Origin of the sequence: Mesorhizobium sp. B4-1-3, assembly GCF_006439355.1 — a bacterium.
Lineage (GTDB): Bacteria > Pseudomonadota > Alphaproteobacteria > Rhizobiales > Rhizobiaceae > Mesorhizobium.
Window position 1 is genome coordinate 1 of record NZ_VFTG01000046.1, and the last position, 26,582, is coordinate 26,582.

A 26,582-nucleotide genomic window follows, 5' to 3' on the forward strand; every position below is an offset into this window, starting at 1 on the left:
GAGGTCCTTCGCGCCCCCTTCTGCCCTGCCGGGCATCTCCCCCTCTTGGGGGGAGATTGGCAGTTTCGGCGCCGGCTCCTTCCTGACAGCGTTGAAAATTGACGAAAGCAGGAGGGCCAAGATGATCTCCCCCCAAGAGGGGGAGATGTCCGGCAGGGCAGAGGGGGGCGCGAAGGAACTCGGCTTATCCACCATTCGTCCAGGCCTTAAGCCTCACACCTTCACCAGCTGCTCCACGCGTCCCTTCTCGCCAAATATCCTCAGATACCGCTTGATCTCCTTCTCATCCCCCGTCGCCTTGGCGGGGTTGTCCGACAGCTTCACCGCCGGCCTTCCATTGGCCTCGCTGACCTTGCAGACCAGCGAGATGGCGTCGAGGCTCTTGGTTTCGGTCGGCGCGCAGCCCTCGAAGTCGTTGGTGAGGTTGGTGCCCCAGCCGAAGGACATGCGCACCTTGCCCTTGAAGTGACGATAGGTCTCCTCGATGGTCTCGACTTCCAGGCCGTCGGAGAAGATGAGCAGTTTCTGCTTGGGATCCTTGCCCTTCTCACGCCACCAGGCGAGGATCTTCTCGCCGCCTTCGATCGGCGGCGCGCTGTCGGGGCGGAATCCGGTCCAGTCGGCGATCCAGTCCGGCGCATCGCGCAGGAACGCGGCGGTGCCGAAAGTGTCGGGCAGCACGATCAGGAGATTGCCGCCATAGTAGCGCTGCCAGTCCTGCAGCACCTTGTAGGGCGACTGCCTCAGTTCTCCCTCGGAATTGGCGAGCGCCGCGAAGACCATCGGCAGTTCATGTGCGTTGGTGCCCAAAGCCTCTAGGTCGTTGTCCATGGCCAGAAGCACGTTGGACGTGCCGGTGAAGGCTTCGCCGATGCCTTCCTTCAGCGCCTCGACGCACCAGCGCTGCCACAGGAAGGAATGGCGGCGCCTTGTGCCGAAGTCGGAAATACGGATGCCGGGCAATGCCTTCAGCCGCTCGGTCTTGTCCCACATCTTGGCCTTGGCGCGGGCGTAGAGGACGTCGAGCGCGAACGGGCCGAAGGAGCGCATCGCCGCTCGCGAGCGCAGCTCGTTGATGATGGCCAAAGCCGGGATTTCCCAGAGCGTCGTGTACATCCAGGGTCCGGCGAAAGAGAGCTCGAACTGGCCATCGCGCCTGGAGAGCTCGTATCCGGGCAGCCGGAAATCCTCGAGCCAGGCGAGGAATTCCGGCTCGAAGATCTGCTTGCGGCCGTAAAAAGTGTTGCCGCCCAGCCAGATCATCTCCTTCTTGGAAAAGCGCAAGGTGCGGGCATGGTCGAGTTGCTCACGCAATTCGCCCTCGTCGATCTCGTCGGCGAGGCGCACCGAAGTGGTGCGGTTGATCAGGGAGAAAGTCGCGTCGACCTTGGGATACATGCCCCAGATCATCTGCAGCATCAGAAGCTTGTAGAAGTCGGTGTCCAGCAGGCTGCGGACGATCGGGTCCAACTTCCAGGTGTGGTTGTAGACGCGCCGCGCTATATCGGTCTTTGCCATGTCTCAATGCGCTTTCATTACTCGCTAGCCGCGGGAATGCCTCTTAGCATTGTATTTTCGAACGCGCTTGCTGGTTTGCAGGCTGGCCCGACAAAAAGCAGCTCTGCAAGTCCAGCCGTCAGGGCGCGGCACGGGAGCGTTTCGCCGCTTCACGGGAACGGCGAAATGCTCCAGTTTTTTGTTTTGACGCAATTCCAGACAGAAAACCGCTTCACACTTTTCCTGAAAATGCTTTCGCGCCTATGACCTTGAGCGACGGACGTTTCCTGCGGCTCGGCACGCGACCGGCCACCGGGGCATCGGCGCGGGCCTCGTCCTGCTCCTTTTCGGCGAACAGCCACTCGATGAAGAGCTGGACGATCGGCGCCGAGCGCATCTCGTTGCGGCAGACGACGTAGAAATCATCGACCGCCGGCACCGACAGGGTAAAGGGCGCGACGAGCATGCCCCTGGCAAGCAAGGCGCGCGCGGTGACGGAATCGCCGAGCGCCACGCCATGGCCGTGCACGGCGGCTTCCGTCGCCATGCGCGCATCGCCCAGACGGTGGCGGCGGCCGCGCTCCAGGTCGAGCGCGTCGGCGGCGGCCAGCCAGGTGTGCCATTCACGGCCATCGTCGCCATGCAGGAACACATGGTCGGCGAGATCGCGGACGCTGCGGATCGGCCGATTGTTGATCAGCGTCGGACTGACCACGGGGAAGAGCTCCAGCCCGGACCATTTGCGTATCCAGCAGTCGCTCCAGCCGCCGTCGCCATAATGCACGCAGACATCGATGTCCGCGGCGCGGATGTCCTTGGGATCGTTGGACGGGATCAGCGTCAGCTGGATGTCGGGATATTGCGCCGTGAATGAGCCGAGCCGCGGCGTCATCCACAGCAACAGCAGCGCCGGCACGCAGGACACCGACAGCGTGCCGGCGCTCGCCGGCCGCGTCATGCGTTGGGTGGCGGCGGCAATTCCTTCGAACGCGGCGGAGACCGCCGGCAGGAATTCGGCGCCATGCGGCGTCAGCTTCACGCGCTGACCGGTGCGCTCGAAGAGCTTCACGCCGAGCGACTGCTCGAGCGCCTTGATCTGATGGCTGACGGCGCCGTGGGTGACGTTGAGCTCACCCGCCGCCTTGGTCAGCGAGGCGTGCCGCGCCGCGGCTTCGAAGGCGCGCAACGGGTTCAGCGGCGGCAGGCGCTTGGCCATGGAGAGCTCCTACTTTGTGAGATTTTCTCACAGCAAAGACCCTAACAATATCAATTGATTTTTCAATGCGGCTGCCCGACACTTTACCCCCGGAACAGCTTTCAAGAGACGTGAAATCCGCAAGGGACAGCGGGCAACGATCCAGCCGGACAACAGGCTGGCTTGGCAAATCGTCCGTGCGGGCAGCAAGCAGAGGAGACCGGACATGGGTTACGATCGCGGCAAGCTCGAAGCGTTGCGCCGCAAATATGGCGAGAGCCATGGCGGCGAGATGTTCGACCCGAAATTTCGCAAGGTCGCCGACAAGATCTTCAACAAGTCCGGCACGCGCCTCGCTCCCTATTCCGGCATCCCGACCTTCCTCGCCGCGCCCTATCGCGAAATCGCCGCCGAGAACCCGGATTTCGGCGACCTGCAGGTGGCAATGATCGGCGTGCCGATGGATCTCGGCGTCACCAACCGTCCCGGCTCGCGCTTCGGGCCGCGGGCGTTGCGCGCCATCGAGCGCATCGGCCCGTACAATCATGTGCTGGAATGCGCGCCGACGCATGAGCTGCGCGTCGCCGACATCGGCGACACGCCGTTCCGCAGCCGCTACCGGCTGGAGATCAGCCACGAGGACATCGAAAAGCGCACCAACCAGATCGTCGATGCCGGCGTGCTGCCGCTCTCGGTCGGCGGCGACCATTCGATCAGCCACCCGATCCTGAAGGCGGTCGGCAAGAAGGCGCCGGTCGGCATGATCCATATCGACGCCCATTGCGACACCAGCGGGCTGTTCGACATGACCAAGTTCCACCATGGCGGACCATTCCGCAACGCGGTGCTGGACGGCGTGCTCGATCCCTCGCGCACGATCCAGATCGGCATCCGCGGCTCGGCCGAATATCTGTGGGAGTTCACCTACGAGTCCGGCATGACCGTCGTGCATGCCGAGGAGGTGACCGGGCTCGGCATGCCTGCCATCATCGAGAAGGCTCGGAAAATCGTCGGCGACGGTCCGACCTACATCTCTTTCGACGTCGACAGCATCGATCCGGCCTTCGCGCCGGGCACCGGCACGCCGGAAGTCGGCGGGCTAACGACGCGCGAGGTGCTCGAGTTGCTGCGCGGGCTGAAAGGCCTCAACATCGTCGGCGGCGACGTGGTCGAGGTGGCCCCGCAATATGACTCGACCACCAACACCGCCCATGTCGGCGCCCAGGTCCTGTTCGAGATCCTGAGCCTGATGGTGTTCAGCCCGGCGATCAAGAAGGGCTGACGCCTCACGCAATTCCAGACGGAAACTATGGCGAAGTCGCCAAGCCTAAACCGCGTCTCCGGGAATTGCTCCACCAACAAGGCCGCCGCGCTGGAGCCGGCGGCCGGCTTCAAACAACAAGCTTCCAGCAGGGGAATAACAATGTCACTTCGCAACGCACTGAAATCCGCCTTTGCGGCGGCTGCAATGCTCGGCGCCGCCGCCCTCGCCACGCAGGCCAAGGCCGACGCCGTCGATGACATCACGAAGGCCGGTGCCATCAATGTCGGCATCTTCTCGGATTTCCCGCCCTTCTCGTCGGCCAGCGCCGATATGAGCATCAAGGGCTACGACGTCGACGTCGCGCAGGCGATCGCCGATGCCTTGAAGGTGAAGCTCAACCTGGTCAGCGTCACCGGCCAGAATCGCATCCCTTATCTCACCGACAAGCGCGTCGATATATTGATGAGCGTCGGCTACTCCAAGGAACGCGAGCAGGTGATCGATTTCGCCGCCGCCTACGCGCCTTATTATATCGCCGTCATCGGGCCGAAAGCGCTCGCCGTCAAAGGCAAGGAAGACCTTGCCGACAAGTCGATCGCCGTCAATCGCGGCACGCTGGAGGATACGTCGCTGACGGAAGCGGCGCCGGCTTCCGCCGATATCCGCCGCTTCGACAACTACAATTCCGTCATCCAGGCCTTCATCTCCGGCCAGACCCAGCTGATGGTCGTCGGCAACGACGTCGGCGCGCAGGTGCTGGCCAAGCAGGACGCGCTGCAGCCGGAGCAGAAGTTCCAGTTGCTCACCTCGCCCTCGCATATCGGCCTCAACAAGAACGAGGACCGGCTGAAGAAGGCGGTGAACGATGCGGTCGCCAAGATGCTCGCCGACGGCAAGCTCGACGAGAGCTCGAAGGCATGGCTGAAGACGCCGCTCAATCCCCGCAACCTCAAGGATTGATGCCGATCGGTTCGACTCCGTAACAGGAGCCGAACCTTCTCTTAGGTCAGGCGCCTCCAACAAGGTCAATCGCCATGGGCTACAGCCTGGATTTCGGCTGGCTTGCGGGTGCGGCGGGCGTGATCGCGCGCGGCGCGGCGATGACACTTCTGTTGATCGGCGTCACCACGCTCGCCGGCACCTTCCTCAGCATCCTCGGCGCTGCCGGCAAACGAAACGGGCCTAGGCCGCTTCAGGCGGCGATCGGCGTTTATGTCGAGGTGATGCGCAACACGCCGTTCCTGGTGCAGCTGTTCTTCATCTTCTTCGGGCTGCCCAGCCTCGGCGTCAGGCTCGACCCGATCCTGGCCGCGATGCTGGCGATGACGCTCAACATGGCGGCCTACACGATCGAGATCGTCGGCGCGGGACTCGACGCCGTGCCGCGCGGCCAGACCGAAGCCGCGCTGGCGCTTGGGCTCAGGCCACGCCAGGTGTTCATCAAGATTGTGCTGCCGCAGGCGCTGAAGGTGATCTACCCGGCGCTGACCAGCCAGATCGTCATCATGATGCTGGAATCGGCCGTGGTGTCGCAGATCGCCGTGCGCGAACTGACCTACGAGGCCGACATGCTGCAGGCCCGCACCTTTCGCGCCTTCGAAACCTATTTCGTGGTGACGATGGTCTATCTCGGCCTGTCGATGGGGCTGCGCCGGCTGCTCGTCGCCGGCGGACGCCTGGCGCTGGGGGCGGGCGTGTCATGATCGAATTCACCTTCTGGGACATCGTCCGCAACCTGTTGCTTGCCGCCCGCTGGACGGTGCTTTTGTCGCTCGCCGCCTTCATCGGCGGCGCGCTGGTCGGGCTTGTGGTGCTGTTCTTCCGCATCGCCCCGAATAAATGGGTGAAGCGGATCGCCTCGGGCTACATCGCGCTGTTCCAGGGCACGCCGCTTTTGATGCAGCTCTTTTTGATGTTCTTCGGCCTGCCGATGCTCGGACTGCGCATCGAGCCGTGGACGGCGGCGACGCTTGGGCTGACCTTCTTCGCCAGCGCCTATCTCGCCGAGATCTGGCGCGGCGGCGTCGAGGCGCTGCCGCGCGGACAGTGGGACGCCGGCGCCAGCCTTGGCCTGCATTATCTGCAGGAGCTCAGGCTGGTCATCCTGCCGCAGGCCTTCGCCATCACCCGCGCGCCGACCGTCGGCTTCCTGGTGCAGCTGATCAAATCCACGGCGCTGACCTCGATCATTGGCTTCGAGGAACTTGTCAGGACTTCCAACGCCATCAACAACGCGACCTTCGAGCCGTTCAAGGTCTATGGGCTGGTGGCGCTGATGTTCTTCGTCATGTGCTTCCCGCTGACGCAATATGCACGGCGGCTGGAGCAGCGCGCCGGCGCTCGCTGAGCCGGCGAGAGGCTGCCGGGCGGACCGGCAGCTTTTGTCGATCAATGCCCGAGAGACGGTGCAGGCGCGATGCGGTCGCGCCTGAGCCAGCGCACCAGGAGCAGCGCCGCCACCACGGCCAGCCCCGAGGCCAGGCCGATCCAGATGCCGACGCCGTTCAAGCCGAAATGGAAGGCGAGCAGCACGCCGAGCGGCAGGCCGACGCCCCAATAGCCGATCGCAGCGTAGATCATCGGCACCTTGGTGTCGTGCAGGCCGCGCAGCATGCCGGCGGCAACAGCCTGGGCGCCGTCGAAAATCTGGAAAAGCGCTGCAAACACCAGGAACGACACGGCAAGCGTGATCACCCTGGCATTGGCCGGATCGGCGAGATCGATGAAGGCGCTGATCAGGAGATGCGGCCACAGGATCATCACCAGGCCCATCAGCGCCATGAACGAGACGCCGATGACGAAGGCTGTCCAGCCGGCGCGCGAAACGCCTTCCGCGTTGCCGGCGCCATGCGCCAGGCCGACCCGGACGGTGACGGCCTGGTTGAGCCCGAGCGGCACCATGAAGGAGATCGAGGCGATCTGGATGGCGATCGCGTGGGCTGCCAGCGAATCCGCATCGATCAGGCCCATGAGCAAGGCCGCCGCATTGAAGATCGTGACCTCGAAGGCGAGGATGCCGGCGATCGGCATGCCGAGTCTCAGCAGACTGCGGAAACGCGGCCAGTCGGAGCGCCAGAAGCGGCCGAACAGATGGTAACGGCGGAACTTCTTCTCCCTGATCACCACCGCCGCCAGGCCGACGAACAACAGCGTGCTGGACAAAGTGGTGGCGAGGCCGGAGCCGGCGATGCCCATCGACTCAACGCCGAGATTGCCGAACATGAACACCCAGTTGAAGAAGGCGTTGCAGGCGACCGCGACGAAAACGATGATCAGCGCCCAGCCCGGCCGCTCCAGCGCCGAGATGAAGGAGCGCAGCACGATATAGCCATAGAAAGGCAGCACCGCCCATTGCAGCCAGTGCAGGTAGATGCCGGCCTGATGCGCGAGCTCCGGCTTCTGGCCCATGGCCAAAAGCACCTCTTCGCCATGCGAGAGAAAAATCCAGATCGGGATCGAGATCAGGATCGCCAGCCACAGGCCCTGGCGCACGGTGCGGCGCAGGTCGCGCACCGAATGGCGGCGGCGGCCGAGCTCGGTCGCCATCATCGGCGAGGTCGCCAGCATCAGGCCGAGGCCGAAGATCAGCGGCATGAAGTAGAGGTTGGCGCCGAGCGCGCCGGCGGCGAGCGTGTCGGACCCCAGACGGCCCATCATCATGACGTCGGTCGCGGTCATGGCGGTCTGGCCAAGATTGGTCAGCACCATCGGCCAGGCGAGCGCGATCGTCGCCCTGATTTCCTGACGCCAAAGGTTTTCCGGCGCGAGGGCGCCGGTTTCGATCGCAGACATTGTTCCGCTCTTTCAGAACACGGCGCATCGGCAGAAAGGCCGGAAGCCGCATAGCAATGGCGCAAAATGGCGCCATTTGCGTCGCCTTGTGAACGAAACGCGACATGTTGGCAAGGGAGGAGGCCGAGTTAGCGATTGATCCAAGCGGAGCCAGGATTCCGCGACGCCTCTTTCATTTGCTGGCCTTGGGCTGCTACGGATGCCCAGGCATGCAGCAGGCGCCCCATGCGGGGAGGAATGGATGCCGTTCAGGCGCAGAAAGAACACAGCCGCGATTCCGCGCACGGCGCCTGCCTTCGAGCACATCGTCACCGAGGCGAGCGAGAGCTTCCTGTGGCGACTGGACGATTATCCGTGGGAGCGCAATGTCTGGAACTTCCATCCGGAATACGAAATCCATCTGCTCAGGAAATCGTCCGGCGTGGTGCTGGTCGGCGACCATATCGGCGAGTTCGGGCCAGGCTATCTGACCATCGTCGGCGGCGGGCTTCCGCATGACTGGGTGACGGCGGTGCAGCCCGGCGAGCTGATCGAGGGCCGCGATATCGTGCTGCAGTTCGATCCCGAGCGGCTGCGCGGCTCTTCCGGGCTGCTGCCGGAGCTGCGCGAGCTGGAGGCGTTCCTGGAGCGCTCGCTGCGCGGCATGGTCTTCCACGGCCAGACGGCGCTCGACGGCGCCGGGCTGATGGAACGGATGGGCGAGGTGCACGGGCTGGCGCGGTTCCGCATGTTCCTCGAGCTGCTCGAGCTTCTGGCCACCACCGACGAATATCAGCTTTTGTCTTCGCCGGACTTCTCCCCGCTGCTCGACGCGGAGTCGCTGGATATCGTCCAGCGCTCGCTGACCTATCTGTTCCAGCATTTCGCCGAGGACCTGAAGCTGCCGGAGGTGGCTCAATTGGCCGGCATGAGCGAAAGCAGTTTTTCCCGCTTCTTCCAGAAGAACACCGGCAATTCTTTCAGCGATCACCTCGCCAAGCTCAGGCTTTGGCAGGCCTGCAAGCTGCTCGCCGACACCGATATCCCGATCACCGACATCTGTTTCCAGGTCGGCTACATGAACATCTCCAACTTCAACCGCGCCTTCCTGCGCAAGCACAAGATGACGCCGTCATCCTACCGCAAGCTGTCGCGGCAACGCCTGACGTTAAGAGCGTAAGACAGCCGAGATACGCCCACTTCGATGGCACTGATATTCGTGTGACGGGCAGACTCTTCCTGCGCCATATTTTGCGCCGCACAATGCATAAAAGTACATGTCTACTGCAACGGGGCTTCTAGCCTCCCTCCTTCCAACTGCTCATTTTGGCGACGGGTGGCAAGTCGCCCGGGCGACGGTGAGGGTCGCTTAGCCTGCGGACCTGCCGCTTTCCCGAATGTCCCTGGAGGAGAAAAACCAATGAATTCAACCCGGCTCGCTGCCAGCCTCGGCGCAGCGTTCGTGCTTACCGCTTCCGCATCAACCGCGGCGCTTGCCCAGGCGCCGGTCTGCTCGGCGCCGGTCAAGGTGCTGGCGCAGCCGCGCGACGGCCTGACGCTTCTGGAGGACTCCAAGGACGAGTTCAAGAAGCTCTCCGGCGCCTCGTTCCAGATCGACTACCTCAACGAGAACGACCGCCGCGCCAAGTCGCGCGCCGACGCCTCCACCGTCGGCAACTACAACGTCTACTATGTCGACGAGGCCAATGTGGCGCTGTTCGCCTCGTCGGGCTGGATCGTGCCGTTGGCCGACTATTACCCGGCTGACTACGACTATGCCGATTTCGATCCCGGCCGCCAGAAGGTCGCCACCTACGACGGCAAGGTGTGGTTCGCGCCGCTAACCGGCGGCGGCGACCTGATGGTCTATCGCAAAGACGTGCTCGAGGCTGCCGGCATCCAGCCGCCGAAGACGCTTGACGAGCTGATCGCCGACGTGCCGAAGCTGACCAATGCCGACAAAGGCATGTATGGCATCGCGCTGCGCGGCGCGCGCGGCTCGGGCGCCAATGTCTGGCGCTGGATGCCGTTCTTCAAGGCCTATGGCGGCAAGTGGTTCGACGGCGACAAGCCGGCTTTCAATTCGGACGCCGCCGTGAAGGCGACGGAGACCTATCTCAAGCTGTTCAAGGACTCGGCGCCCGGCACCCAGACCGGCAGCTGGGATGAATCGACCGGCGCCTTCCTCTCCGGCCAGGTCGCCATTCTCGTGGAATCGACGCCGCTGTCGGGCATGGCGGTGGACCCGAAAACCTCGCAGGTGGTCGGCAAGGTCGGCTTCCTGCCGCCGCCATCGCCGCTGCCGGGCGGCGGCTACGGCCATGGGCTTGCCATCGGCACCAAGGCCAATGCCGATGACGCGGCGAAGAAATGCTCCGGCCTGTTCATTGCCTGGGCGACGTCGAAGGAGAACGAGAAGCGCAGGCTCGACGCGCACCAGTTCGGCGAATTGAACCGCACCAGCGTCCTCTCCAGCAAGGAATTCGCCGACATCTACGGCGCCGATCTCGGCCAGGCGCTGGCCGAAACCGGTAAGGTGACGGCGGTGAACTTCTGGCAGGATCCGCGCTGGCCGGATCTCGGCGACCGCTGGGGCATCATCCTGGAAGAGCTGGTCACCGGCACCCGCACCGACATCAAGGGCGGCCTCAACGAGCTCGAGGCCTATGCCAACGAGCTGGTGAAGAAGAAGTAATCCTCCCGCCTGCGGCGCGCGGTCCGCGGCATTCGAAGGAATGCCGGGATCCGCGCCGCGGGTTTCACTCTCGATCCAAGGCACCGCGACAAACCCGAGGATAGGCAATGCGCCGACGCTCTTCCCTGCCGGTCACATTTCTGGTTCCCACCCTCGCCATCCTTCTGGTGCTGTCGATGGTGCCGACGCTCTACGCCATCGTGATCGCGCTGCAGAATCGCGAGCTGAGCGCGCCGGGCTATTCCTGGATTTGGTTCTCGAACTTCGCCGACCTCTTCACTGACCGCCGTTTTCTCAACGCCGTCTGGGTTTCGGTGAAGTGGGAGATCGTCACAGTTATCGCGACGATGGTGGTGGCGATCGGGCTCGGCGTCTTGATGTTCGAGGTCGCCGGCCCGCGCCTGCGCAATTTCTACTGCCTCCTGTTCATCATCCCGGTGCTTTTGCCGCGCGTCTCGGCCGCCTTCGTCTGGAAATTCGCCTACCATCCGCTCTACGGCATCGCCACCTATCCCTACCGGCTGATCACCGGCGGGCTGATCTTCGATCCGCTCTCCAAGCCCGGCACCGCGCTCTTCGCCGTCGCTTCGGTCGATGTCTGGCAATGGGGCCTGTTCTTCGCCGTCATCGTGCTGAAACTGCTCGAAACCCTGCCGCCGCAGCCGATCGAGGCGGCCAGGCTCGACCACGCCAGGCGCTGGCAGATCCATGCCCATGTGACCCTGCCGATGCTGAAGGCGCCGCTGATCAGCCTGATGTTCGTCAAGATGATCGAGTCGCTGCGCTCCTTCGACCTGATCTATGTGATGACGCGAGGCGGGCCCGGCGTCGCGACCGAGACGCTCGACATGTATGCCTTCTCGCAAGGCTTCATCGAATCCGGCAAGGTCTCCTACGCATCGGCCATGGCGGTGCTGATGATGATCGCGACCGTCATCACCTTCACCATGCTGTGGAAGCGGGTGCAGGCATGAAGCAATATCGGATGAGACCAGGCCGCCTGGCCGCCAAGGCCATCCTGGCGCTGGCCGGATTCCTGGCCGCGTTCCCGCTGGTTTGGACGGCGCTCAACGCGCTGAAGAACAATGTCGACATCATCACCCGCGTGCCGAAGGTGATCTTCACGCCGACGCTCGCCAACATCAGCTACATCCTCGGCCGAGACAGCGTGCTGACCGGGCTCTACAACTCCGCGGTCGCCTGCGGCGCGGCGGTGCTGATCGGCATCGTGCTCGGCCTGCCGGCGGCCTATGCGGTAGCGCGCTATCCCAACCGCTTTGCCGGCGACATCCAGTTCTTCGTGTTGTCGCTGCGCTTCCTGCCGCCGGTGGCGGTGGCGATCCCGCTGATGGTGATCTGGCTGCAGCTCGGGCTCTACGACACTTTGCCGGCGCTGATCGTCACCTATTCGCTGCTGACCATCTCCGTCATCATGTGGCTGGCCATCCCCGCCTTCCAGGGCGTGCCGAAGGAGATCGAGGAAGCGGCCTTCGTCGATGGTTACGGCGCCTATTCGGTGTTCTGGCGGATCGCGCTTCCTGTCGCGGCGCGCTCGCTGATCGGCGCCATCGCCTTCAGCTTCGTGCTGGTCTGGAACGAGTTCCTGATCGCGCTGATGCTGTCGAGCTCAAACGCCAAGACGCTGCCGATCGTGGCTTCCGAGCTCTCGCAGCAAGGCATGAACGTGCCGTGGGGCATCCTCAACGCCTCGGTCGTGCTCCTGTCGCTGCCGCCGCTGCTCTTCCTCGGCGTGCTCAGCGGCTTCCTGAATTCCGTTTTCCGGCAAAAGAAAAGTTGAAGTGAGGATACCCATGCGGGCACTGGTGCTTGAGAAAAAAGGCGAACTGTCGCTGCGCGAGATCGCGCTGCCGCAAGACGTCGGACCGGACGACGTCAGGATTGCCATCCACACGGTGGGCGTCTGCGGCAGCGACGTGCATTACTACACGCATGGCGCCATCGGCAGCTACATCGTGCGCGAGCCCATGGTGCTCGGCCATGAGGCCTCGGGGACGATCGTCGAGGTCGGCGCCAATGTCACGGGCCTGAAGGTGGGCGACCGCGTCTGCATGGAGCCGGGCGTGCCGAACCTTGCGTCGCGCGCGACGAAGCTCGGCATCTACAATGTCGATCCGGACGTCCGCTTCTGGGCAACGCCGCCGGTGCATGGGGTGCTCGCGCCTTACGCCGTCCATCCGGCGGCCTTCACCTACAAGCTGCCGGACAATGTCTCCTTCGCCGAGGGCGCGATGGTCGAGCCCTTCGCCATCGGCATGCAGGCGGCGGCGCGCGCCCGCATCGTGCCCGGCGATGTCGCCGTGGTGGTCGGCTGCGGCCCCATCGGCATCATGATTGCCTTGGCCGCGCTGGCGGGCGGCTGCGCAAAAGTGCTGATCTCGGACTTCTCCGCGCCGAAGCTGGAGATCGCTGCCCAATATCCAGGCATCGTGCCGGTGAATATCGGTGAGCAGTCGCTGGTCGACGCCGTGCGAGCCGCCACCGACAATTGGGGCGCCGATATCGTGTTCGAGGCGAGCGGCAGCCCGAAGGCTTTCGCCAATCTGTTCGACGTCGTGCGGCCGGGCGGCGCTGTGGTGCTGGTCGGGCTGCCGGTGGAGACGGTCGAGCTCAACGTGCCGGCGGCGATTTCCAAGGAAGTGCGCATCGAGACCGTGTTCCGCTACGCCAACATCTTCGACCGCGCTTTGCAGCTCATCGCCTCCGGCAAGGTCGACCTCAAGCCACTGATCACCGGCACCTATGATTTTGACGAAAGCATCAAGGCATTCGAGCGCGCGGCGCAAGGCCGGCCAGAGGACGTCAAGCTGCAGATCCTGCTGACCGGAGAGAAGGGATAAGGCATGTCCGCCATCGTTTGCTCCCATGTCGACAAGGCCTATGGCGCCACGACCGTCATCCGCGATCTCAACCTCGCGATCGAGGAGCATGAGTTCGTCGTGTTCCTGGGGCCGTCCGGCTGCGGCAAGTCCACGCTTCTCAGGATGCTGGCGGGGCTGGAGGATATCAGCGGCGGCGAGGTGTCGATCGGCGGCCAGGTGGTGAACGATCTCGAGCCCGGCGACCGCGGCATCGCCATGGTGTTCCAGAATTATGCGCTCTATCCGCACATGACGATCTTCGACAACATCGCCTTCGGATTGAAGCGGCAGAAGGTGCCGGCTAACGAGATCAGGAAGCGGGTCGAGGCGGTCTCGAAGACGCTCGGGCTGGAGCCCTATCTCGGCCGCAAGCCCACAGAGCTTTCCGGCGGTCAGCAGCAGCGCGTGGCGATCGCGCGCGCCATGATCAAGACGCCGAAAGTGTTCCTGTTCGACGAGCCGCTCTCCAATCTCGACGCCAAGCTGCGCAACCATATGCGGGTCGAGATCGCCAGGCTGCACCAGTCGCTGAAGACCACCACCGTCTATGTCACGCACGACCAGCTCGAGGCCATGACGCTGGCCGACCGCATCGTGCTTCTGAAGGACGGCGTGATCGAGCAGATCGGCTCGCCGGCGGAAATCTACCGGCGCCCGGGCAACCTGTTCGTGGCCGGCTTCATCGGCACGCCGAACATGAATTTCATCGAGGCCACGGTCGGTCGGAAGGAGGGCGGCTGGACGCTGACCGGCGCCGGAACGGTGCTATCGCTGGAGGGCAGCGGCTTCCATCTGCAGCACGGCGATCGGGTCGTGCTCGGCATCCGGCCGCCGGACCTGAAGACGGCGGAAGCCGGCACAGCAAATCTTTTGCAAGGCACCGCCGACCTCATCGAATTCCACGGCAATGACGCGCTGGTGACGTTCGGCTCGGGCGGCAAGGAGATCAGCGCGCTGGTGCCGGCCCGCGAATGCCCGGAGCTACGCGCACCCGTGCGCTACAGCTTCGAAGAAGAGAGCGTCCACCTGTTCGACGCGGAAACCGGCACGTCGCTGCGCAAGCAACAGGCTAGCTGATTGCGTCGAGCATCTGCCGCTGGCGGTGCATCTCGAGGAAGATGCGGTAGTCGCGGTCGAAGCGGGCGCCGGCTTCCTTGTTGGGCGCGCGCGTCCTGCCGCCCTGCTGCATGGCGACACAGGCCGCGTTGAGGTCAGGGTAGAGGCCTGCGGCGGTCGCTGCCACCATGCCGGTGCCGAGCAGCACCGCCTCGTCGGCCAGCGGCTCGACCACGGTGCAGCCGGTGGCGTCGGCGTAGAGATCCATCAAAAGCGGGTTTTTGGTGTGGCCGCCGGTGACATGCAGCGTGTCGATCAGATAGCCGTTCTCGTTCAGCGCCTCGAGCACATGGCGCACGCCGAGCGCGATGGCGACGGCGGTGCGCCAGTAGAGCTTGCACAGGCTGTCGAAGGAGGAATCGAGCGTCAGGCCGCTGATGACGCCGACCGCATGCGGGTCGGCGAGCGGCGAGCGGTTGCCGTGGAAATCCGGCAGCACGTGCAGCCTGGCCGCCAGCGCGTCGCCATCCTCGGCGCGCAGCTCGGCGACGCGCCTGGCGATCTTCATATGCATTGCCGCGTCCGGCTCACCGCCGGCGCCATGCCAGCGAATGATGTGGTCGAGCAGCGCGCCGGTGGCCGACTGGCCGCCCTCCGACAGCCACAGCGTCGGCAAGGCGGCGCCGTAATACGGGCCCCAGACGCCGGCAAAGGGCTGCGGATCCTGCGACATCGCCATGACGCAGGACGATGTGCCGGCAATCAGCGCCAGATGGCGGCTGATGTTCTTCTCGTCGCCGGCAAAGCCGCCCAGGACGCCCAGCGCGCCGGCATAGGCGTCGATGACACCGGCGCCGACCCGGCATTTCTCGGTCAGGCCGAGCTCAGAGGCGGCCTTCGCCGTCAGCGGGCCGATATCGGCGCCGACGGGGTTGGCCTTTTCGGGCAGACTGGCGTGCTCGAACAGGTCGTCGAGGCCGACGAGCTCGAAGAAATCGCGCCGCCAGCTTTTTTCCTCATGCGCGAGATAGGTCCATTTCGCCGTCAGCGTGCATTGCGAACGGGCGAGCGAGCCTGATGCCTTCCAAGTCAGGAAATCGGCGAGGTCGAACAGATAGCCGGCTTCATTCCATGTTTGCGGCAGACGGCGCTTCAGCCACATCAGCTTCGGCGTTTCCATCTCCGGGGACATCACGCCGCCGATATAGTCGAGAACGGCGTGACCGCTCGTCGTGCATTCATCGGCCTCAGCGATGGCGCGATGATCGAGCCACACAAGCGTGTCCCAGCGCTTCTCGCCGGTGACCGAGACGCTGATCTGGCCGCCTTGCCTGTCGCGCGCGACCAGCGAGCAGGTCGCGTCGAAAGAAATGCCGGCAACATCACCGGCGGCAACTCCGGATTTCTCGAGGGCGGCCCGCACGGATTTGCACACCGCCGACCAGATGTCTTCCGAATCATGCTCGGCATGATCGGGCTTGGGCTGGTGCATGGCGATCGGATGGTCGGCGCGAGCGAGCAGGTTGCCGCGCGCGTCGAGAATGCCCGCGCGAGCGCTCCCGGTGCCGACATCGACCGCGCAAACAAAACTCTTCGTCAAGATGCTTTTTCTCTCGCTCCCAGGCCTGCAATCAGATCGGGCAATTGCAGCATGTCAGCGAATATAAAGTCAGGCTCGGTCGACGCAAGCCGCGCCTTGAGGGCGGGATTGGAGGCATGCGAGCCGCCGGTGAAGGCAAAGACGCGCATATCCGCCGCGCGGGCGGCGGCGACGCCGGCGGGGCTGTCCTCGATCACCAGGCAGTTGCGCGGATGTGCCCGCATCGAGGCGGCGGCATGCAGGAAAAGGTCCGGCGCGGGCTTGCCGCGATTGACCATGGTGGCGCTGAACAGATGCGGCTCCAGTAGGGGGAGCAAGCCGGTGACGTCGAGCGCATAGCGGATGCGTTCCAGCGTGCCGGACGAGGCGACGCAGCATGGCAGGCCGAGCTTCGTCAGCACCTGCTGGACGCCCGGGACCGGCTTCAACTCCTCGCGGAATTTGCGCATCAGGTCGACGCGCATGGCGGTCAGATGCTGGTCGCTGATGTCGAGCCCGAAATCGCGGCCGAGGATCTCGCGCACGCTCTTCATGCTCTTGCCGAGGAAATGCTCGTAGGCGGCGTCCTCGCTCACCGTGCCGCCGGCGAGCTCGATCATGCCGAGCAGCGCCGAGACCGAAAGCGCCTCGCTATCGACCAGCACGCCGTCGCAGTCGAAGATGACCAGTTCCGGCCGCATCGCGATCTGCTTCCAAGTGAGCGTCAGAGCTTGCCGGCGAGATAGCGCGTCAGGGTTTCGCGCGCGCCGTTCGCCCACAGCGCCTTCAAGGCATGGGCGAAGGCCTCTGCGAAGACGGGCGAGCGGCCGACATCGCCATAGATGTCCTCCATCGCCAGCCAGGCCTTCGGATCGTCCTTAGCCGCCTTCGCCGTGGCCTGCATGCGGTCCCAGTTCGGATCGTTCGGCTCGATGACGGCGCCGCTGTCGGTGGTGCCGAAGCAATAGCGGCACCACAGCGCGGATTCCAGCGCGAGGCCGGCGACGTCCTTGCCTGCCTTCAGCCGGTCGGCGATCGTCGGAATGATGAATTTCGGCTGGCGGTTGGAGCCGTCAAGGCAAAGCCGGCGGATGGTGTCGCCGATCTTGGGATTGGAGAAGCGGCGCTCGATGAGCTGGTAATAGTCCTCCATATCCGTATCCGGCACCGGCGGCACGGTCGGAATGATCTCGTCATGCTCGAGCTTCGACAGGAAGGCGCGCACCAGCGGTTCCTGCATGCCTTCATGCACGAAATGGATGTCCATCAGGCCGGCCGGATAGGCAATCGTTGCATGGCCGCCGTTGAGGATGCGTATCTTCATCAGCTCGTAAGGCGAGACGTCCTTGACGAATTGCACGCCGACCTTTTCCAGCGCCGGGCGGCCGGCGGTGAAATGGTCCTCCAGCACCCACTGCTTGAACGGCTCGCAGAACACCGGCCAATTGTCCTCCAGCCCGAAATCGTCGGCGAGGATCTTGCGCTCGCGGTCGGTGGTGGCCGGCGTGATGCGATCGACCATGCCATTCGGGAAGGCGACCTTGTCATCGACCCATTTGGCGAGGTCCTCGTCGATCAGCCGGGCAAGGCCGATCACGCCGTCGGACGTGACACGGCCGTTATGGGGGATGTTGTCGCAGGACATGACGGTGAACGGCACGATGCCGTCGGCGCGCCGGCGCAGCAGCCCGGCAAGGATGATGCCGAATACGGTTTTCGGCACGGCGCCCGGCTGTGCGTCGGCGACGATGTCGGCATGGGCGGGGTTGAACTTGCCCGAAGCCGGGTCGATGAAATAGCCGCCTTCGGTGATGGTCAGCGAGACGATCTTGATCGCCGGATCCGCAAGCCGCTCGATGATCGCGGCGGCATCGCCGGGCGTCAGGAAATCGATCATGGCGCCGGTGACGCGGGCGCTCATATGGCCCTGGTCCTGCTCGACCACGGTGGTCAGCCAGTCCTGTTCCTGCAGCTTGGAGCGGCCGACCTTCTCGCCTTCGAACACGCCGGCGCCGATCAGCGCCCAGTCATGGCCCTCGCCGGTGGCGAACAGGTCGTCGAGATAGACCGCCTGGTGCGAGCGGTGGAAATTGCCGACGCCGAAATGGACGATGCCCGCCTTCAGGACGGAGCGGTCGTATTTGGGGCCGGCGACCTTGGCCGGAAGCCTGGCGAGGTTCGAGGAAGAGAGTTTCACGGTCATCTCATTTACCCTTTGGCCAATCTGCAGCCCGACTGATTACACCTCCTTCAGGAGGAGCGAGGATGAGGGGCAACACCTGGTGTTCCAGTATGCTGCCCCTCACCTGCCCCGCGACGCTTTCTCCGGAGGAAAGGAGAGAAGCGCCTCCCCCCTCAACTCATCCCATCAGCTCATCCATTGGCCGCCATCGACATTGTAGGTCTGGGCGACAATGTATTCGGCCTCGTCGCTGGCGAGGAACACGGCCATGCCGGCGAGGTCCTCGGGCTTGCCCATGCGGCCATAGGGAACGCCTTCGCCGACCAGGCGCTTCTTCTCGCCCTTCGGCCGGTTCTCATATTTGGCGAAGAGCGCATCGACCTGGTCCCACATGTCGCTGTCGACGACGCCCGGCGCGATGCCGTTGACGTTGATGCCATGCTTGATGAGGTCGAGCCCGGCCGACTGCGTCAGCGAAATGACGGCTGCCTTGGTGGCGCAATAGACCGCGACCAGCGGCTCGCCGCGGCGGCCTGCCTGGCTCGCCATGTTGATGATCCTGCCGCCTTTGCCACGCGCGATCATCGAGCGGGCGGCCGCCTGCAGCATGAAGAGCGTGCCGGCGACATTGACCGCGAACAGCTTTTCGTAGCTCGCCCTGGTTATCTCGACGATCGGCGCGAGGTCGAAGATCGCCGCGTTGTTGATCAGCACGTCAAGACCGCCGGTCTTTGCCTCGACCGCCTTCACGGCAGCCTCGGTCGAGGCCTGATCCGTGACGTCGAGCCGGATCGCGTAAGCTGCGGAACCGATCGCCTTCGCCGTCGCTTGCGCCGCGTCAAGGTCGATATCGGCAATCGCCACCGTCGCGCCTTCGCGTGCGTAGGCCTCGGCGAAGGCCCTGCCGATGCCGCGCGCCGATCCGGTGATCAGCGCCGATTTGCCTTTCAACCTCACTGCACCAGCGCCTTACCGTCGGCGCCGAAGCGATGGAGCTTGGTCTTGTCGGGGGTCAGATAGACGGTGTCGCCATGCTTGACCGCGACCTCGCCGTCGGCGCGGACATTGATGGTGCCGATGCCGTCCGCCTGGACGTGCAGGAAAGTGTCGGAGCCGAGATGCTCGGCAACGCCCACCGTCGCCTTCCAGTCGCCGGCAGAGGTCGAGATGTTGAGATGCTCGGGCCGGATGCCGATCGTCTTGGCGCCGTATTTCTGCGCCGGCGCGCCTTCGATCATGTTCATCTTGGGCGAGCCGATGAAGCCGGCGACGAAGAGGTTCTTCGGTGTCTTATAGAGCTCCATCGGGGAGCCGACCTGCTCGATGTTGCCGGCGTTGAGCACGACGATCTTGTCGGCCATGGTCATGGCCTCGACCTGGTCATGGGTGACGTAGACCATCGTCGTCTTCAACTGATGGTGCAGCTCACTGATCTCCAGCCGCATCGTGCCGCGAAGCGCGGCGTCGAGGTTGGACAGCGGCTCGTCGAACAGAAAGGCCGAGGGCTGGCGCACGATGGCGCGGCCGATGGCGACGCGCTGGCGCTGGCCGCCGGACAGCTGGCCGGGGCGGCGCTCGAGATAGTTGGTGAGGTTGAGCACGCGGGCCGCGTCCTTCACCTTCTTGTCGATAGTCGCCTGGTCCTCGCCGGCCATCTTCAGCGGGAAGGCGATGTTCTTGGCGACCGTCATATGCGGATAGAGCGCGTAGGACTGGAACACCATCGCGAGCTTGCGCTTGGCCGGCGCCTCGCGGGTGACGTCGCGGCCATCGATCGAGATGATGCCGCCGCTGGTGTCCTCGAGCCCGGCGATCAGCCTGAGCAGCGTGGACTTGCCGCAACCCGAGGGGCCGACGAACACCACGAACTCGCCGTCCTCGATGTTGAGGTCGATGTTCGGAATGATCGTCGTCGACCCGAAGGACTTGGAGACGTTCTTGAGCGCGATGTTTCCCATGGTTTCCTCCCGGGGATAGTCTTCGTCGTCCGCCGCTTGGGCGTTGCTACTTCACGGCGCCAAAGGTCAGGCCGCGCACCAGCTGCTTCTGGCTGAACCAGCCCATGATCAGGATCGGCGCGATCGCCAGCGTCGAGGCCGCCGACAGCTTTGCCCAGAACAGGCCTTGCGGACTGGAGAAGGAGCTGATGAAGGCGGTCAGCGGCGCGGCATTGGTGGTGGTGAGCCGGATGGTCCAGAACGCCTCGTTCCAGGCCAGGATGATGTTCAAGAGCATGGTGGAGGCGATGCCGGGAACGGCCATGGGCGTCAGCACATAGATGATCTCATTCCACAGCGAGGCGCCGTCCATGCGCGCGGCTTCCAGGATCTCGCCCGGGATTTCGCGGAAATAGGTGTAGAGCATCCAGACCACGATCGGCAGGTTGATCAGCATCAGCATGACGGTGAGGCCGATGCGGCTGTCGAGCAGGCCTGAGTCGCGGAAGATCAGGTAGATCGGGAACAGCACCGCGACGGCCGGCATCATCTTGGTGGAAAGCATCCACATCAGGATGTCCTTGGTGCGCTTGGTCGGCGAGAACGCCATCGACCAGGCAGCCGGAACCGAGATCAGGATCGCAAGCAGCGTCGAGCCGACCGACAGGATCACCGAGTTCAGGAAGAACTTGAAATAGCCGCTCTGCGCCTGCACCTCGGCATAGCTCTCCATGGTGCCGGACGGGATCAGTGCAAAGCCCTGGATCGCCTCCTGCTCGGACTTGAACGAGGTGATGATCGTATAAAGGATCGGAAAGAAGATCAGCAGAGCGACGATCCAGGCCGCGGCCGTAGCGATGGTCTTGTGCTGGGTGGTGACTGCGCGCGCCATGTCAGGTCCTCCTACTTGTCCAGGTTCTTGCCAACGGCGCGCATGGCGAAGAAGGCAACGATGTTGGCGAGAATGACGGCGATGACGCCACCGGCGGATGCCTGGCCGATTTTGAACTCCAGGAGCGCCTTCTGGTAGACGAGGAAGGGCAGGTTGGTGGAGGCGTAGCCCGGGCCGCCATTGGTAGTGACCAGAATCTCGGCATAGATCGAGAGCAGAAAGATCGTCTGGATCAGGATGACGACGGTGATTGCGCGCGACATATGCGGCAGCGTCAGATAGATGAACCGGCTGAGGAAGCCGGCGCCGTCCATCTCGGCCGCTTCCTTCTGCTCGCCATCGAGCGATTGCAGGGACGTCAGCAGGATCAGCGTGGCGAAGGGCAGCCACTGCCAGGCGACGATAAGGATGATGGCGGTCAGCGGGTGCTGGCCGAACCAGTCGATCGGCTGGGCGCCGAAGAAGCGCGCTATGTCGGCGAAGACGCCGTATTGCGGGTGCATGATCATGTTCTTCCAGACAAGGGCCGCGACCGGCGGCATGACGAAGAACGGCGAGATGACCAGGATGCGCACGATGCCCTGGCCCCAGATCGGCTGGTCGAGCAACAACGCCAAAAGGATGCCTCCGACGACCGTGATGACCAGCACGCTGACGACGATGATCAGCGTGTTGAGGATCGAGGAGAGGAAGGCCGGGTTGGAATAGAACAGCGCGTAGTTGGAGAAGCCGACGAAACCGTTACGGATCGGGTTCAGCGGATTGTATTGCTGGAACGAGAACCACAGCGTGAACAGCAGCGGCACGATCATCCAGACGAACAGCAGGACCACCGATGGCGCCATCATGAAACGGGCAAGCGAACGGGTTTGCTGAGTAGCCATGACGGTCACCCTCCCAAGGTCAGCCGGATTTTCAGAGTCGTGCCAGAATTTTCCCGATTTTGAAGGGTGGCCGCCCGAACTGGGTTTCGGGCGGCCCCTTGCCGGTCATGATGCGCTACCGGCGTTCGGCACCGGGAGGAGCCTTACTTGATGTAGCCGCCTTCGGTCATCGCCGCGGTGGCGGCGTCTTGAGCCTGCTTCAGCGCGTCGTCGACGCTCGACTGGCCGGCAAGGGCTGCCGAGAAGAGCTGGCCGACGGTGGTGCCGAGGCCCTGGAATTCAGGGATGGCGACGAACTGCACGCCGACATAGGGCACCGGCTTGACGGTCGGATGCGTCGGATCGGCGGCATTGATGGAGTCCAGCGTCATCTTCGCGAAGGGCGCCGCCTTCTGGTACTCAGGATTGGCGTAGAGCGAGGAGCGCGTTCCAGGAGGAACGTTGGCCCAGCCCTCCTTCGAGGCAACGAGCTCGATATAGTGCTTCGAGGTCGCCCATGAGACGAATTTCTCGGCGGCATCGGCCTTCTGGGTGCCGGCGGGGATCGCCAGCGACCACGCCCACAGCCAGTTGCCGCGCTTGCCGAGGCCGTTGTCGGGAGCCAGCGCATAGCCGACCTTGTCGGCAACCTTCGAGGCCTTCGGATCGGAGACGAAGGACGCCGCGACAGTGGCGTCGATCCACATGCCGCACTTGCCCTGCTGGAACAGCGCCAGATTTTCGTTGAAGCCGTTGGACGAAGCGCCTTCCGGACCGTCGGCCTTCATCAGGTCGACATAGAATTGCAGCGTCTTCTTCCACTCGGGCTGGTCGAACTGCGGCTTCCAGTTCTCGTCGAACCAGCGGGCGCCGAAGGAGTTCGACATGGCGGTGAGGAAGGCCATGTTCTCACCCCAGCCCGCTTTGCCGCGCAGGCACACGCCGTTCACGCCATTGGCGCGGTCGGTCATCTTGTCGGCGGCCTGCTTGATGAAGTCCCAGGTCGGCGCGTCGGGCATCTTCAGGCCAGCCTTCTCCATCAGGTCCTTGCGGTACATGACGAAGGAGCTTTCGCCATAGAAGGGCGCGGCATAGAGCTTGCCGTCGACCGAAAGGCCGCCGGCGATGGCCGGGATGATGTCCTTGACGTCGTAGTCGGCGCCGAGCTTGTCCAGAGGCAGGAGCCAGTTCTGCTTCGCCCAGATCGGAACCTCATAGGTGCCGATGGTCATGACGTCATACTGGCCGCCCTTGGTGGCGATGTCGGTGGTGACGCGCTCGCGCAGCACGTTCTCTTCAAGCGTGACCCAGTTGAGCTGGATGTCGGGGTTTGCCTTGGTGAAGTCGTCCGTCAGCTTCTGCATGCGGACCATGTCGCCATTGTTGACGGTGGCGATGGTGATGGATTCGGCATGCGCGGCGAAAGCGAGGGCGCTGGCCGACAACAGGCCCAGGGTGAGCGTGCGAAGTTTCATCAAATTCCTCCCTTAAACCAAGATGAGCATTTGCCTTGGTTATGAGCAATTACTCACTTACCGTGATTTATGTCAAGCCGGAATCTATGCTGCAGCGCAACAGAAATGACGCAACGTGAGCCGGCCGACGACGTGGCCGGGCTGGCGGAAAGGAAAGCTGGGGGTGGCCTGCTTACGGGCAGGCGATTTCGGCCAGGATCCAGTCGCGGAAGGCGCGGATCTTCGGCACGTTGCGGCGGGCGGTCGGATAGACCAGCCAATAGGCATGGCCGTCATCGCCGACCAGGTCGAAGGGTTGGATCAGGCGGCCGTCGGCGAGCTCGTTCTTGAACAGGGCCCTGGTCAGGATCGCCACGCCATGGCCGGCCATCGCCGCGTTCGCCTCATAGGCCTGCGCGCCCATACTGGAGCCGGGCCGCTTGGCGAGATCATGCCCGGTCACGCCGGCGGCCTCGAACCATTGCGACCACCAGATGTCGCCGGGATCGAGGATCGGCAGGCGCAAGAGGTCGGCCGGCTCCTTGACGCCGCCGATGCTCGCGGCGAGCTTGGGGCTCAGCATCGGCGTGAAATCGGCGTCGAGCAGCTTGTGCGCCTCCAGGCCCGGCCACTTACCGCCGCCGGAGCGGATGGCGAGATCGACATCCTCGCGCGCGAAATCGGTGAGGCGGCTCGACGTGTCGAGCCGCACGGCAAGCGCCGGATGGGCGAGCTGGAACGAGCCCAGATGCTGCGCCAGCCAGTTGGAGGCGAAGGTCAGCACGGTTGTGACGCAAAGCAATCCGTCAGCGCCGCCGCGCGCCGCGGCATAGGCCTGGCCCAGGATGGAAAAAGCCTCGCTGACGGCGGGCGCCAGGCGCTGGCCGGGCTCGGTCAGCTCGATCTGCTTCGGACGGCGCAGGAACAGCGGCGCGCCGATGCGCTCCTCCAGCACCTTGATCTGGTAGCTCGCGGCCGCCTGGGTCATGCCCAGTTCCTGCGCCGCCTTGGTGAAAGACAGGTGCCTTGCCACCGCTTCGAACACCCGGATCGCCTGCAGCGGCGGCAGCGGCGCAAGCTGCGGAAGGCTGAGATCGGGCATAAGGCCTCCTTATGGGTCATGATCGAGGTTTGATTGGAAGCACGAACCGGCCAGACCGATATTTGGGATCAACGATCAATCCAGTTCAAGGCTGACGATCATGGTCACGGTTCAGGAAAAACTCGTTTTTACCCCGGCACGCGGCTGGTTTTACGCGCTCCTGCGCCAATTTGCACGGTTTTCGGGCCGCAGGCGCGGCTATATCGATGTCCGGGAACTATCCGAGCACCTGCAGCGCGACATGGGTTTTCTCGACGGCAACGACCCGCGCGGCCCCTCGCAATAAGCCGGCTGTTTTATGGGCAATCAGCCGGCAAGCAGGGCTTCGGCGGTCCGCTCGTCGGTGATGAGGCCATTGACCAGCCGGCGGTTGACCGCCGCCAGGATGCCCGGCAGCTTGCGCTCCCCCATGGCCAAGGCAATCACCAGCGACCTTTCCCGCGACGGCAGCGCGGCGGAAGACACGCGGTCGTTGGTGATGCCTTCGATCATGCGGCCTTCGCGGTCGAAGACCCAGCCGACGATCTCGGCGATGCCGCCGGCCTTCTGCAGCGCTTTCAACTCGCCTTCTGAAATGAAGCCGTCCTCGTAGAGCGGCGCCTTGGGCCCGAGATCGCCGATGCCGACGAAGGTGACGTCCGCTTCCGCGGCCAGCGCCAGCGTCGGCTGGATCATCGGCTGGTTGAGCAGCATCTCGCGCTCTGCGGGCGAGGAGGCGATGACCGGCAGCGGCATCGGGAAGGACCGCGCCTTGACGCGGTCGGCCATGGTGAAGATGACGTTGTAGAAGGCGGCCGAACCGTCGGGCGAGATGTTGCCGGTCAAGGACACGACCTTGTGCTGCGGGCAGTCCATCGGCGGCAGCTGCTCGATCGCTGCCTTCAGCGTGCGCCCGGTGCCGATCGCCATCACGATGGGGGCTTCGGAGCGCAGCCGGCGTTCGATCTCGGCCGCGGCCGCCTCGGCGATGCCGATCGTCGTCGAGCTTGAGGTCGGGTCGCTCGGCACAACCTCGACAAGGTCGAGCGCGAAGCGCGACTTAAGCCGCGCGGCTAGGTCGAGGCAGTTTGCGATCGGATGGTCGACCCGCACCTTGATCAGGCCCTCCGACATGGCGAGCGACACCAGCCGCTGCGCCGTCTGCCTGGAGATGCCGAGCTTGGCGGCGATCTGGTCCTGCGTGTTGCCGGCGACATAATAAAGCCAGCCGGCGCGCGCGGCGTCGTCCAACCTGGTGCTGCCGGTTTCCTGTCGCGAATTCACGTCCTGCCTCCCCGCCCGCAAGAATGCTGAAACGGGCACCATAGCTTACAGAGAATGTCGCAATGCGCAATTGTCTATCGAAAGAGCAATTGCTTGCATATACTAAAGCTCCCGAAGGAGCGGTCCGCCGTCCGCCCAAGCATTTGCCGACGGGACGGTTTATCTCCACCCGGAAACCGATTAAGGGGATCGGCGAAAGGAGCCGCGCATGACGCCGAAAGCCGTTTTCTGGGATATGGACGGAACACTGGTCGACAGCGAGCCGTTGCACGCGGCGGCCCTGGCGGCGGCGCTGCGCAGCGTCGGCATCGCCCCGCCGCACGACCTGCATGAGCGCGTGCTGGGCATCGCGGCATGGCCGGTCTACGAGATGCTGCGCGACGAGTTCGGCCTCGCCCTGCCCTTCGACGACTGGATCGTGCGCAAATATGATCACTATTTGCCGCTGGCCGAAACGCTGAAGCCACGCCCCGGCGCGATCGAAGTGTTCAACGAATTGCGCGCGCTCGGCGTCGAGCAGGCGGTGGTGTCCAACTCCGACCGGCTGATCGTCGACGCCAATCTGCGCGCCGTCGGCCTCACCTATCCTGGCATGCTGACGGTCAGCCGCAACGATGTGATCGACGGCAAGCCGCTGCCCGAGCCCTTCCTGCGTGCTGCCTATCTCGCCGGCGTCGAGCCGGCGGACGCGTTCGCGGTCGACGACAGCCTGACCGGCGCCATGGCCGGACTGGCGGCCGGCATGAAGACGATCTTCTGGCCGGAGGCGCCGATGGAAGGCCCGGCCGGAGCGATCGTCATCAACAATGCGGCAGAGTTGCGGGCGCAGCTGGGGCTGTAATCAGCGAGCGTCAGCGCTGGTCGACCCCCGCTCCGTCTCGGCTTCGCCGATCCACCTTGTATCTACACGAGAGAGATTTCGTGGGATTGAAGCGGTTGAGCCAAGGTCCGGC

At 64.1% G+C, this 26,582-nt stretch carries 25 protein-coding genes; 12 read left to right on the plus strand and 13 right to left on the minus strand.

The annotated features are described in order from the left end of the window. Positions 1-213: 213 nt before the first annotated feature. Both pncB and gcvA read right to left on the minus strand, forming a co-directional pair. A complete protein-coding gene (pncB, locus tag FJW06_RS29225; RefSeq protein ID WP_140757036.1) occupies positions 214-1,518 on the minus strand; it encodes a nicotinate phosphoribosyltransferase in 1,305 nt (434 codons plus the stop codon). 211 nt (positions 1,519-1,729) lie between these two features. After that, positions 1,730-2,713, minus strand: a complete 984-nt coding sequence (gene gcvA, locus FJW06_RS29230) for a transcriptional regulator GcvA (protein ID WP_140757038.1) — start codon at positions 2,711-2,713, stop codon at positions 1,730-1,732. A 205-nt stretch (positions 2,714-2,918) separates the two neighbouring features. Here gcvA and speB point away from each other — a divergent pair, with 205 nt between their 5' ends. The 4 genes from speB (at position 2,919) to FJW06_RS29250 (ending at position 6,303) form a co-directional block, all read left to right on the plus strand. Beyond that, on the plus strand, positions 2,919-3,974 hold the full coding sequence (gene speB / locus FJW06_RS29235; protein ID WP_140757040.1) for an agmatinase: 1,056 nt from the start codon (positions 2,919-2,921) through the stop codon (positions 3,972-3,974). A gap of 141 nt (positions 3,975-4,115) precedes the next feature. After that, positions 4,116-4,916: a transporter substrate-binding domain-containing protein gene (locus tag FJW06_RS29240; RefSeq protein ID WP_140757042.1), complete on the plus strand. Its 801-nt coding sequence runs from the start codon at positions 4,116-4,118 to the stop codon at positions 4,914-4,916. A 74-nt stretch (positions 4,917-4,990) separates the two neighbouring features. After that, the gene (locus FJW06_RS29245; protein ID WP_140757044.1) at positions 4,991-5,659 is read left to right on the plus strand and encodes an amino acid ABC transporter permease; all 669 of its coding nucleotides are present in this window, start codon (positions 4,991-4,993) and stop codon (positions 5,657-5,659) included. Further along, complete coding sequence (locus FJW06_RS29250; protein WP_140757046.1) at positions 5,656-6,303, plus strand: amino acid ABC transporter permease; 648 nt, start codon at positions 5,656-5,658, stop codon at positions 6,301-6,303. The genes FJW06_RS29245 and FJW06_RS29250 overlap by 4 nt, the downstream gene beginning before the upstream one ends. A 41-nt stretch (positions 6,304-6,344) precedes the next feature. Here the strand turns inward: FJW06_RS29250 and FJW06_RS29255 are convergent, their stop codons facing one another. Next, positions 6,345-7,748, minus strand: coding sequence for an MATE family efflux transporter (locus FJW06_RS29255; protein WP_140757048.1), 1,404 nt, complete (start codon positions 7,746-7,748; stop codon positions 6,345-6,347). A 241-nt stretch (positions 7,749-7,989) separates the two neighbouring features. Here FJW06_RS29255 and FJW06_RS29260 point away from each other — a divergent pair, with 241 nt between their 5' ends. From FJW06_RS29260 to ugpC, 6 genes are all read left to right on the plus strand, one after another. Then, the gene (locus FJW06_RS29260) at positions 7,990-8,907 is read left to right on the plus strand and encodes an AraC family transcriptional regulator (protein ID WP_140757050.1); all 918 of its coding nucleotides are present in this window, start codon (positions 7,990-7,992) and stop codon (positions 8,905-8,907) included. Between the two features lie 240 nt (positions 8,908-9,147). Next, a complete protein-coding gene (locus FJW06_RS29265) occupies positions 9,148-10,422 on the plus strand; it encodes an extracellular solute-binding protein (RefSeq protein WP_140757052.1) in 1,275 nt (424 codons plus the stop codon). Positions 10,423-10,529: 107 nt separating this feature from the next. Then, positions 10,530-11,396, plus strand: coding sequence for a sugar ABC transporter permease (locus tag FJW06_RS29270; RefSeq protein ID WP_140757054.1), 867 nt, complete (start codon positions 10,530-10,532; stop codon positions 11,394-11,396). An 11-nt stretch (positions 11,397-11,407) separates the two neighbouring features. Beyond that, a complete protein-coding gene (locus FJW06_RS29275) occupies positions 11,408-12,220 on the plus strand; it encodes a carbohydrate ABC transporter permease (RefSeq protein WP_140757056.1) in 813 nt (270 codons plus the stop codon). Between the two features lie 13 nt (positions 12,221-12,233). After that, entirely contained in the window at positions 12,234-13,280 is a 1,047-nt protein-coding gene (locus FJW06_RS29280; RefSeq protein ID WP_140757058.1) for an NAD(P)-dependent alcohol dehydrogenase, read from the plus strand. A 3-nt stretch (positions 13,281-13,283) separates the two neighbouring features. Continuing rightward, complete coding sequence (ugpC, locus tag FJW06_RS29285; RefSeq protein ID WP_140757060.1) at positions 13,284-14,378, plus strand: sn-glycerol-3-phosphate ABC transporter ATP-binding protein UgpC; 1,095 nt, start codon at positions 13,284-13,286, stop codon at positions 14,376-14,378. Here the strand turns inward: ugpC and FJW06_RS29290 are convergent. From FJW06_RS29290 to FJW06_RS29330, 9 genes are all read right to left on the minus strand, one after another. Next, the gene (locus tag FJW06_RS29290; protein WP_140757062.1) at positions 14,371-15,957 is read right to left on the minus strand and encodes an FGGY-family carbohydrate kinase; all 1,587 of its coding nucleotides are present in this window, start codon (positions 15,955-15,957) and stop codon (positions 14,371-14,373) included. The genes ugpC and FJW06_RS29290 overlap by 8 nt on opposite strands. Beyond that, on the minus strand, positions 15,954-16,637 hold the full coding sequence (locus tag FJW06_RS29295; protein ID WP_140757064.1) for an HAD family hydrolase: 684 nt from the start codon (positions 16,635-16,637) through the stop codon (positions 15,954-15,956). Before FJW06_RS29295 ends, FJW06_RS29290 begins: the two co-directional genes overlap by 4 nt. A 23-nt stretch (positions 16,638-16,660) precedes the next feature. Continuing rightward, entirely contained in the window at positions 16,661-18,139 is a 1,479-nt protein-coding gene (locus FJW06_RS29300; protein ID WP_140757066.1) for a mannitol dehydrogenase family protein, read from the minus strand. Between the two features lie 165 nt (positions 18,140-18,304). After that, the gene (locus FJW06_RS29305) at positions 18,305-19,075 is read right to left on the minus strand and encodes an L-iditol 2-dehydrogenase (protein ID WP_140757068.1); all 771 of its coding nucleotides are present in this window, start codon (positions 19,073-19,075) and stop codon (positions 18,305-18,307) included. Next, entirely contained in the window at positions 19,072-20,076 is a 1,005-nt protein-coding gene (locus FJW06_RS29310; protein WP_140757070.1) for an ABC transporter ATP-binding protein, read from the minus strand. Before FJW06_RS29310 ends, FJW06_RS29305 begins: the two co-directional genes overlap by 4 nt. A gap of 46 nt (positions 20,077-20,122) precedes the next feature. Next, positions 20,123-20,947, minus strand: coding sequence for a carbohydrate ABC transporter permease (locus FJW06_RS29315; protein ID WP_140757072.1), 825 nt, complete (start codon positions 20,945-20,947; stop codon positions 20,123-20,125). Positions 20,948-20,958: 11 nt separating this feature from the next. Then, positions 20,959-21,831: a sugar ABC transporter permease gene (locus FJW06_RS29320; protein WP_140757074.1), complete on the minus strand. Its 873-nt coding sequence runs from the start codon at positions 21,829-21,831 to the stop codon at positions 20,959-20,961. Between the two features lie 143 nt (positions 21,832-21,974). Beyond that, positions 21,975-23,285, minus strand: coding sequence for a sugar ABC transporter substrate-binding protein (locus tag FJW06_RS29325; protein ID WP_140757076.1), 1,311 nt, complete (start codon positions 23,283-23,285; stop codon positions 21,975-21,977). 172 nt (positions 23,286-23,457) lie between these two features. Then, positions 23,458-24,366, minus strand: a complete 909-nt coding sequence (locus FJW06_RS29330; protein ID WP_140757077.1) for a LysR substrate-binding domain-containing protein — start codon at positions 24,364-24,366, stop codon at positions 23,458-23,460. 100 nt (positions 24,367-24,466) lie between these two features. Here FJW06_RS29330 and FJW06_RS29335 point away from each other — a divergent pair, with 100 nt between their 5' ends. Continuing rightward, entirely contained in the window at positions 24,467-24,652 is a 186-nt protein-coding gene (locus FJW06_RS29335; RefSeq protein WP_140757078.1) for a hypothetical protein, read from the plus strand. 20 nt (positions 24,653-24,672) lie between these two features. Here FJW06_RS29335 and FJW06_RS29340 read toward each other — a convergent pair whose 3' ends face one another. Next, positions 24,673-25,629: a sugar-binding transcriptional regulator gene (locus FJW06_RS29340; RefSeq protein ID WP_140757080.1), complete on the minus strand. Its 957-nt coding sequence runs from the start codon at positions 25,627-25,629 to the stop codon at positions 24,673-24,675. Positions 25,630-25,837: 208 nt separating this feature from the next. On the opposite strand from FJW06_RS29340, the gene FJW06_RS29345 reads away from it, so the two are divergent. Then, the gene (locus FJW06_RS29345; protein ID WP_140757082.1) at positions 25,838-26,470 is read left to right on the plus strand and encodes an HAD family phosphatase; all 633 of its coding nucleotides are present in this window, start codon (positions 25,838-25,840) and stop codon (positions 26,468-26,470) included. Positions 26,471-26,582 lie beyond the last annotated feature (112 nt).

Bases quoted from the DNA above. Each gene is read 5' to 3' on its own strand.
- FJW06_RS29270 (WP_140757054.1), top strand. From the start codon at position 10,530: ATGCGCCGACGCTCTTCCCTGCCGGTCACATTTCTGGTTCCCACCCTC.
- FJW06_RS29275 (WP_140757056.1), top strand. From the start codon at position 11,408: ATGAGACCAGGCCGCCTGGCCGCCAAGGCCATCCTGGCGCTGGCCGGA.
- FJW06_RS29260 (WP_140757050.1), top strand. From the start codon at position 7,990: ATGCCGTTCAGGCGCAGAAAGAACACAGCCGCGATTCCGCGCACGGCG.
- ugpC (WP_140757060.1), top strand. From the start codon at position 13,284: ATGTCCGCCATCGTTTGCTCCCATGTCGACAAGGCCTATGGCGCCACG.
- FJW06_RS29320 (WP_140757074.1), bottom strand. From the start codon at position 21,831: ATGGCTACTCAGCAAACCCGTTCGCTTGCCCGTTTCATGATGGCGCCA.
- FJW06_RS29280 (WP_140757058.1), top strand. From the start codon at position 12,234: ATGCGGGCACTGGTGCTTGAGAAAAAAGGCGAACTGTCGCTGCGCGAG.
- FJW06_RS29250 (WP_140757046.1), top strand. From the start codon at position 5,656: ATGATCGAATTCACCTTCTGGGACATCGTCCGCAACCTGTTGCTTGCC.
- FJW06_RS29315 (WP_140757072.1), bottom strand. From the start codon at position 20,947: ATGGCGCGCGCAGTCACCACCCAGCACAAGACCATCGCTACGGCCGCG.
- FJW06_RS29335 (WP_140757078.1), top strand. From the start codon at position 24,467: ATGGTCACGGTTCAGGAAAAACTCGTTTTTACCCCGGCACGCGGCTGG.
- FJW06_RS29325 (WP_140757076.1), bottom strand. From the start codon at position 23,285: ATGAAACTTCGCACGCTCACCCTGGGCCTGTTGTCGGCCAGCGCCCTC.
- FJW06_RS29255 (WP_140757048.1), bottom strand. From the start codon at position 7,748: ATGTCTGCGATCGAAACCGGCGCCCTCGCGCCGGAAAACCTTTGGCGT.
- FJW06_RS29240 (WP_140757042.1), top strand. From the start codon at position 4,116: ATGTCACTTCGCAACGCACTGAAATCCGCCTTTGCGGCGGCTGCAATG.
- speB (WP_140757040.1), top strand. From the start codon at position 2,919: ATGGGTTACGATCGCGGCAAGCTCGAAGCGTTGCGCCGCAAATATGGC.
- FJW06_RS29295 (WP_140757064.1), bottom strand. From the start codon at position 16,637: ATGCGGCCGGAACTGGTCATCTTCGACTGCGACGGCGTGCTGGTCGAT.
- FJW06_RS29300 (WP_140757066.1), bottom strand. From the start codon at position 18,139: ATGACCGTGAAACTCTCTTCCTCGAACCTCGCCAGGCTTCCGGCCAAG.
- FJW06_RS29245 (WP_140757044.1), top strand. From the start codon at position 4,991: ATGGGCTACAGCCTGGATTTCGGCTGGCTTGCGGGTGCGGCGGGCGTG.
- FJW06_RS29310 (WP_140757070.1), bottom strand. From the start codon at position 20,076: ATGGGAAACATCGCGCTCAAGAACGTCTCCAAGTCCTTCGGGTCGACG.
- pncB (WP_140757036.1), bottom strand. From the start codon at position 1,518: ATGGCAAAGACCGATATAGCGCGGCGCGTCTACAACCACACCTGGAAG.
- FJW06_RS29345 (WP_140757082.1), top strand. From the start codon at position 25,838: ATGACGCCGAAAGCCGTTTTCTGGGATATGGACGGAACACTGGTCGAC.
- FJW06_RS29265 (WP_140757052.1), top strand. From the start codon at position 9,148: ATGAATTCAACCCGGCTCGCTGCCAGCCTCGGCGCAGCGTTCGTGCTT.
- gcvA (WP_140757038.1), bottom strand. From the start codon at position 2,713: ATGGCCAAGCGCCTGCCGCCGCTGAACCCGTTGCGCGCCTTCGAAGCC.
- FJW06_RS29330 (WP_140757077.1), bottom strand. From the start codon at position 24,366: ATGCCCGATCTCAGCCTTCCGCAGCTTGCGCCGCTGCCGCCGCTGCAG.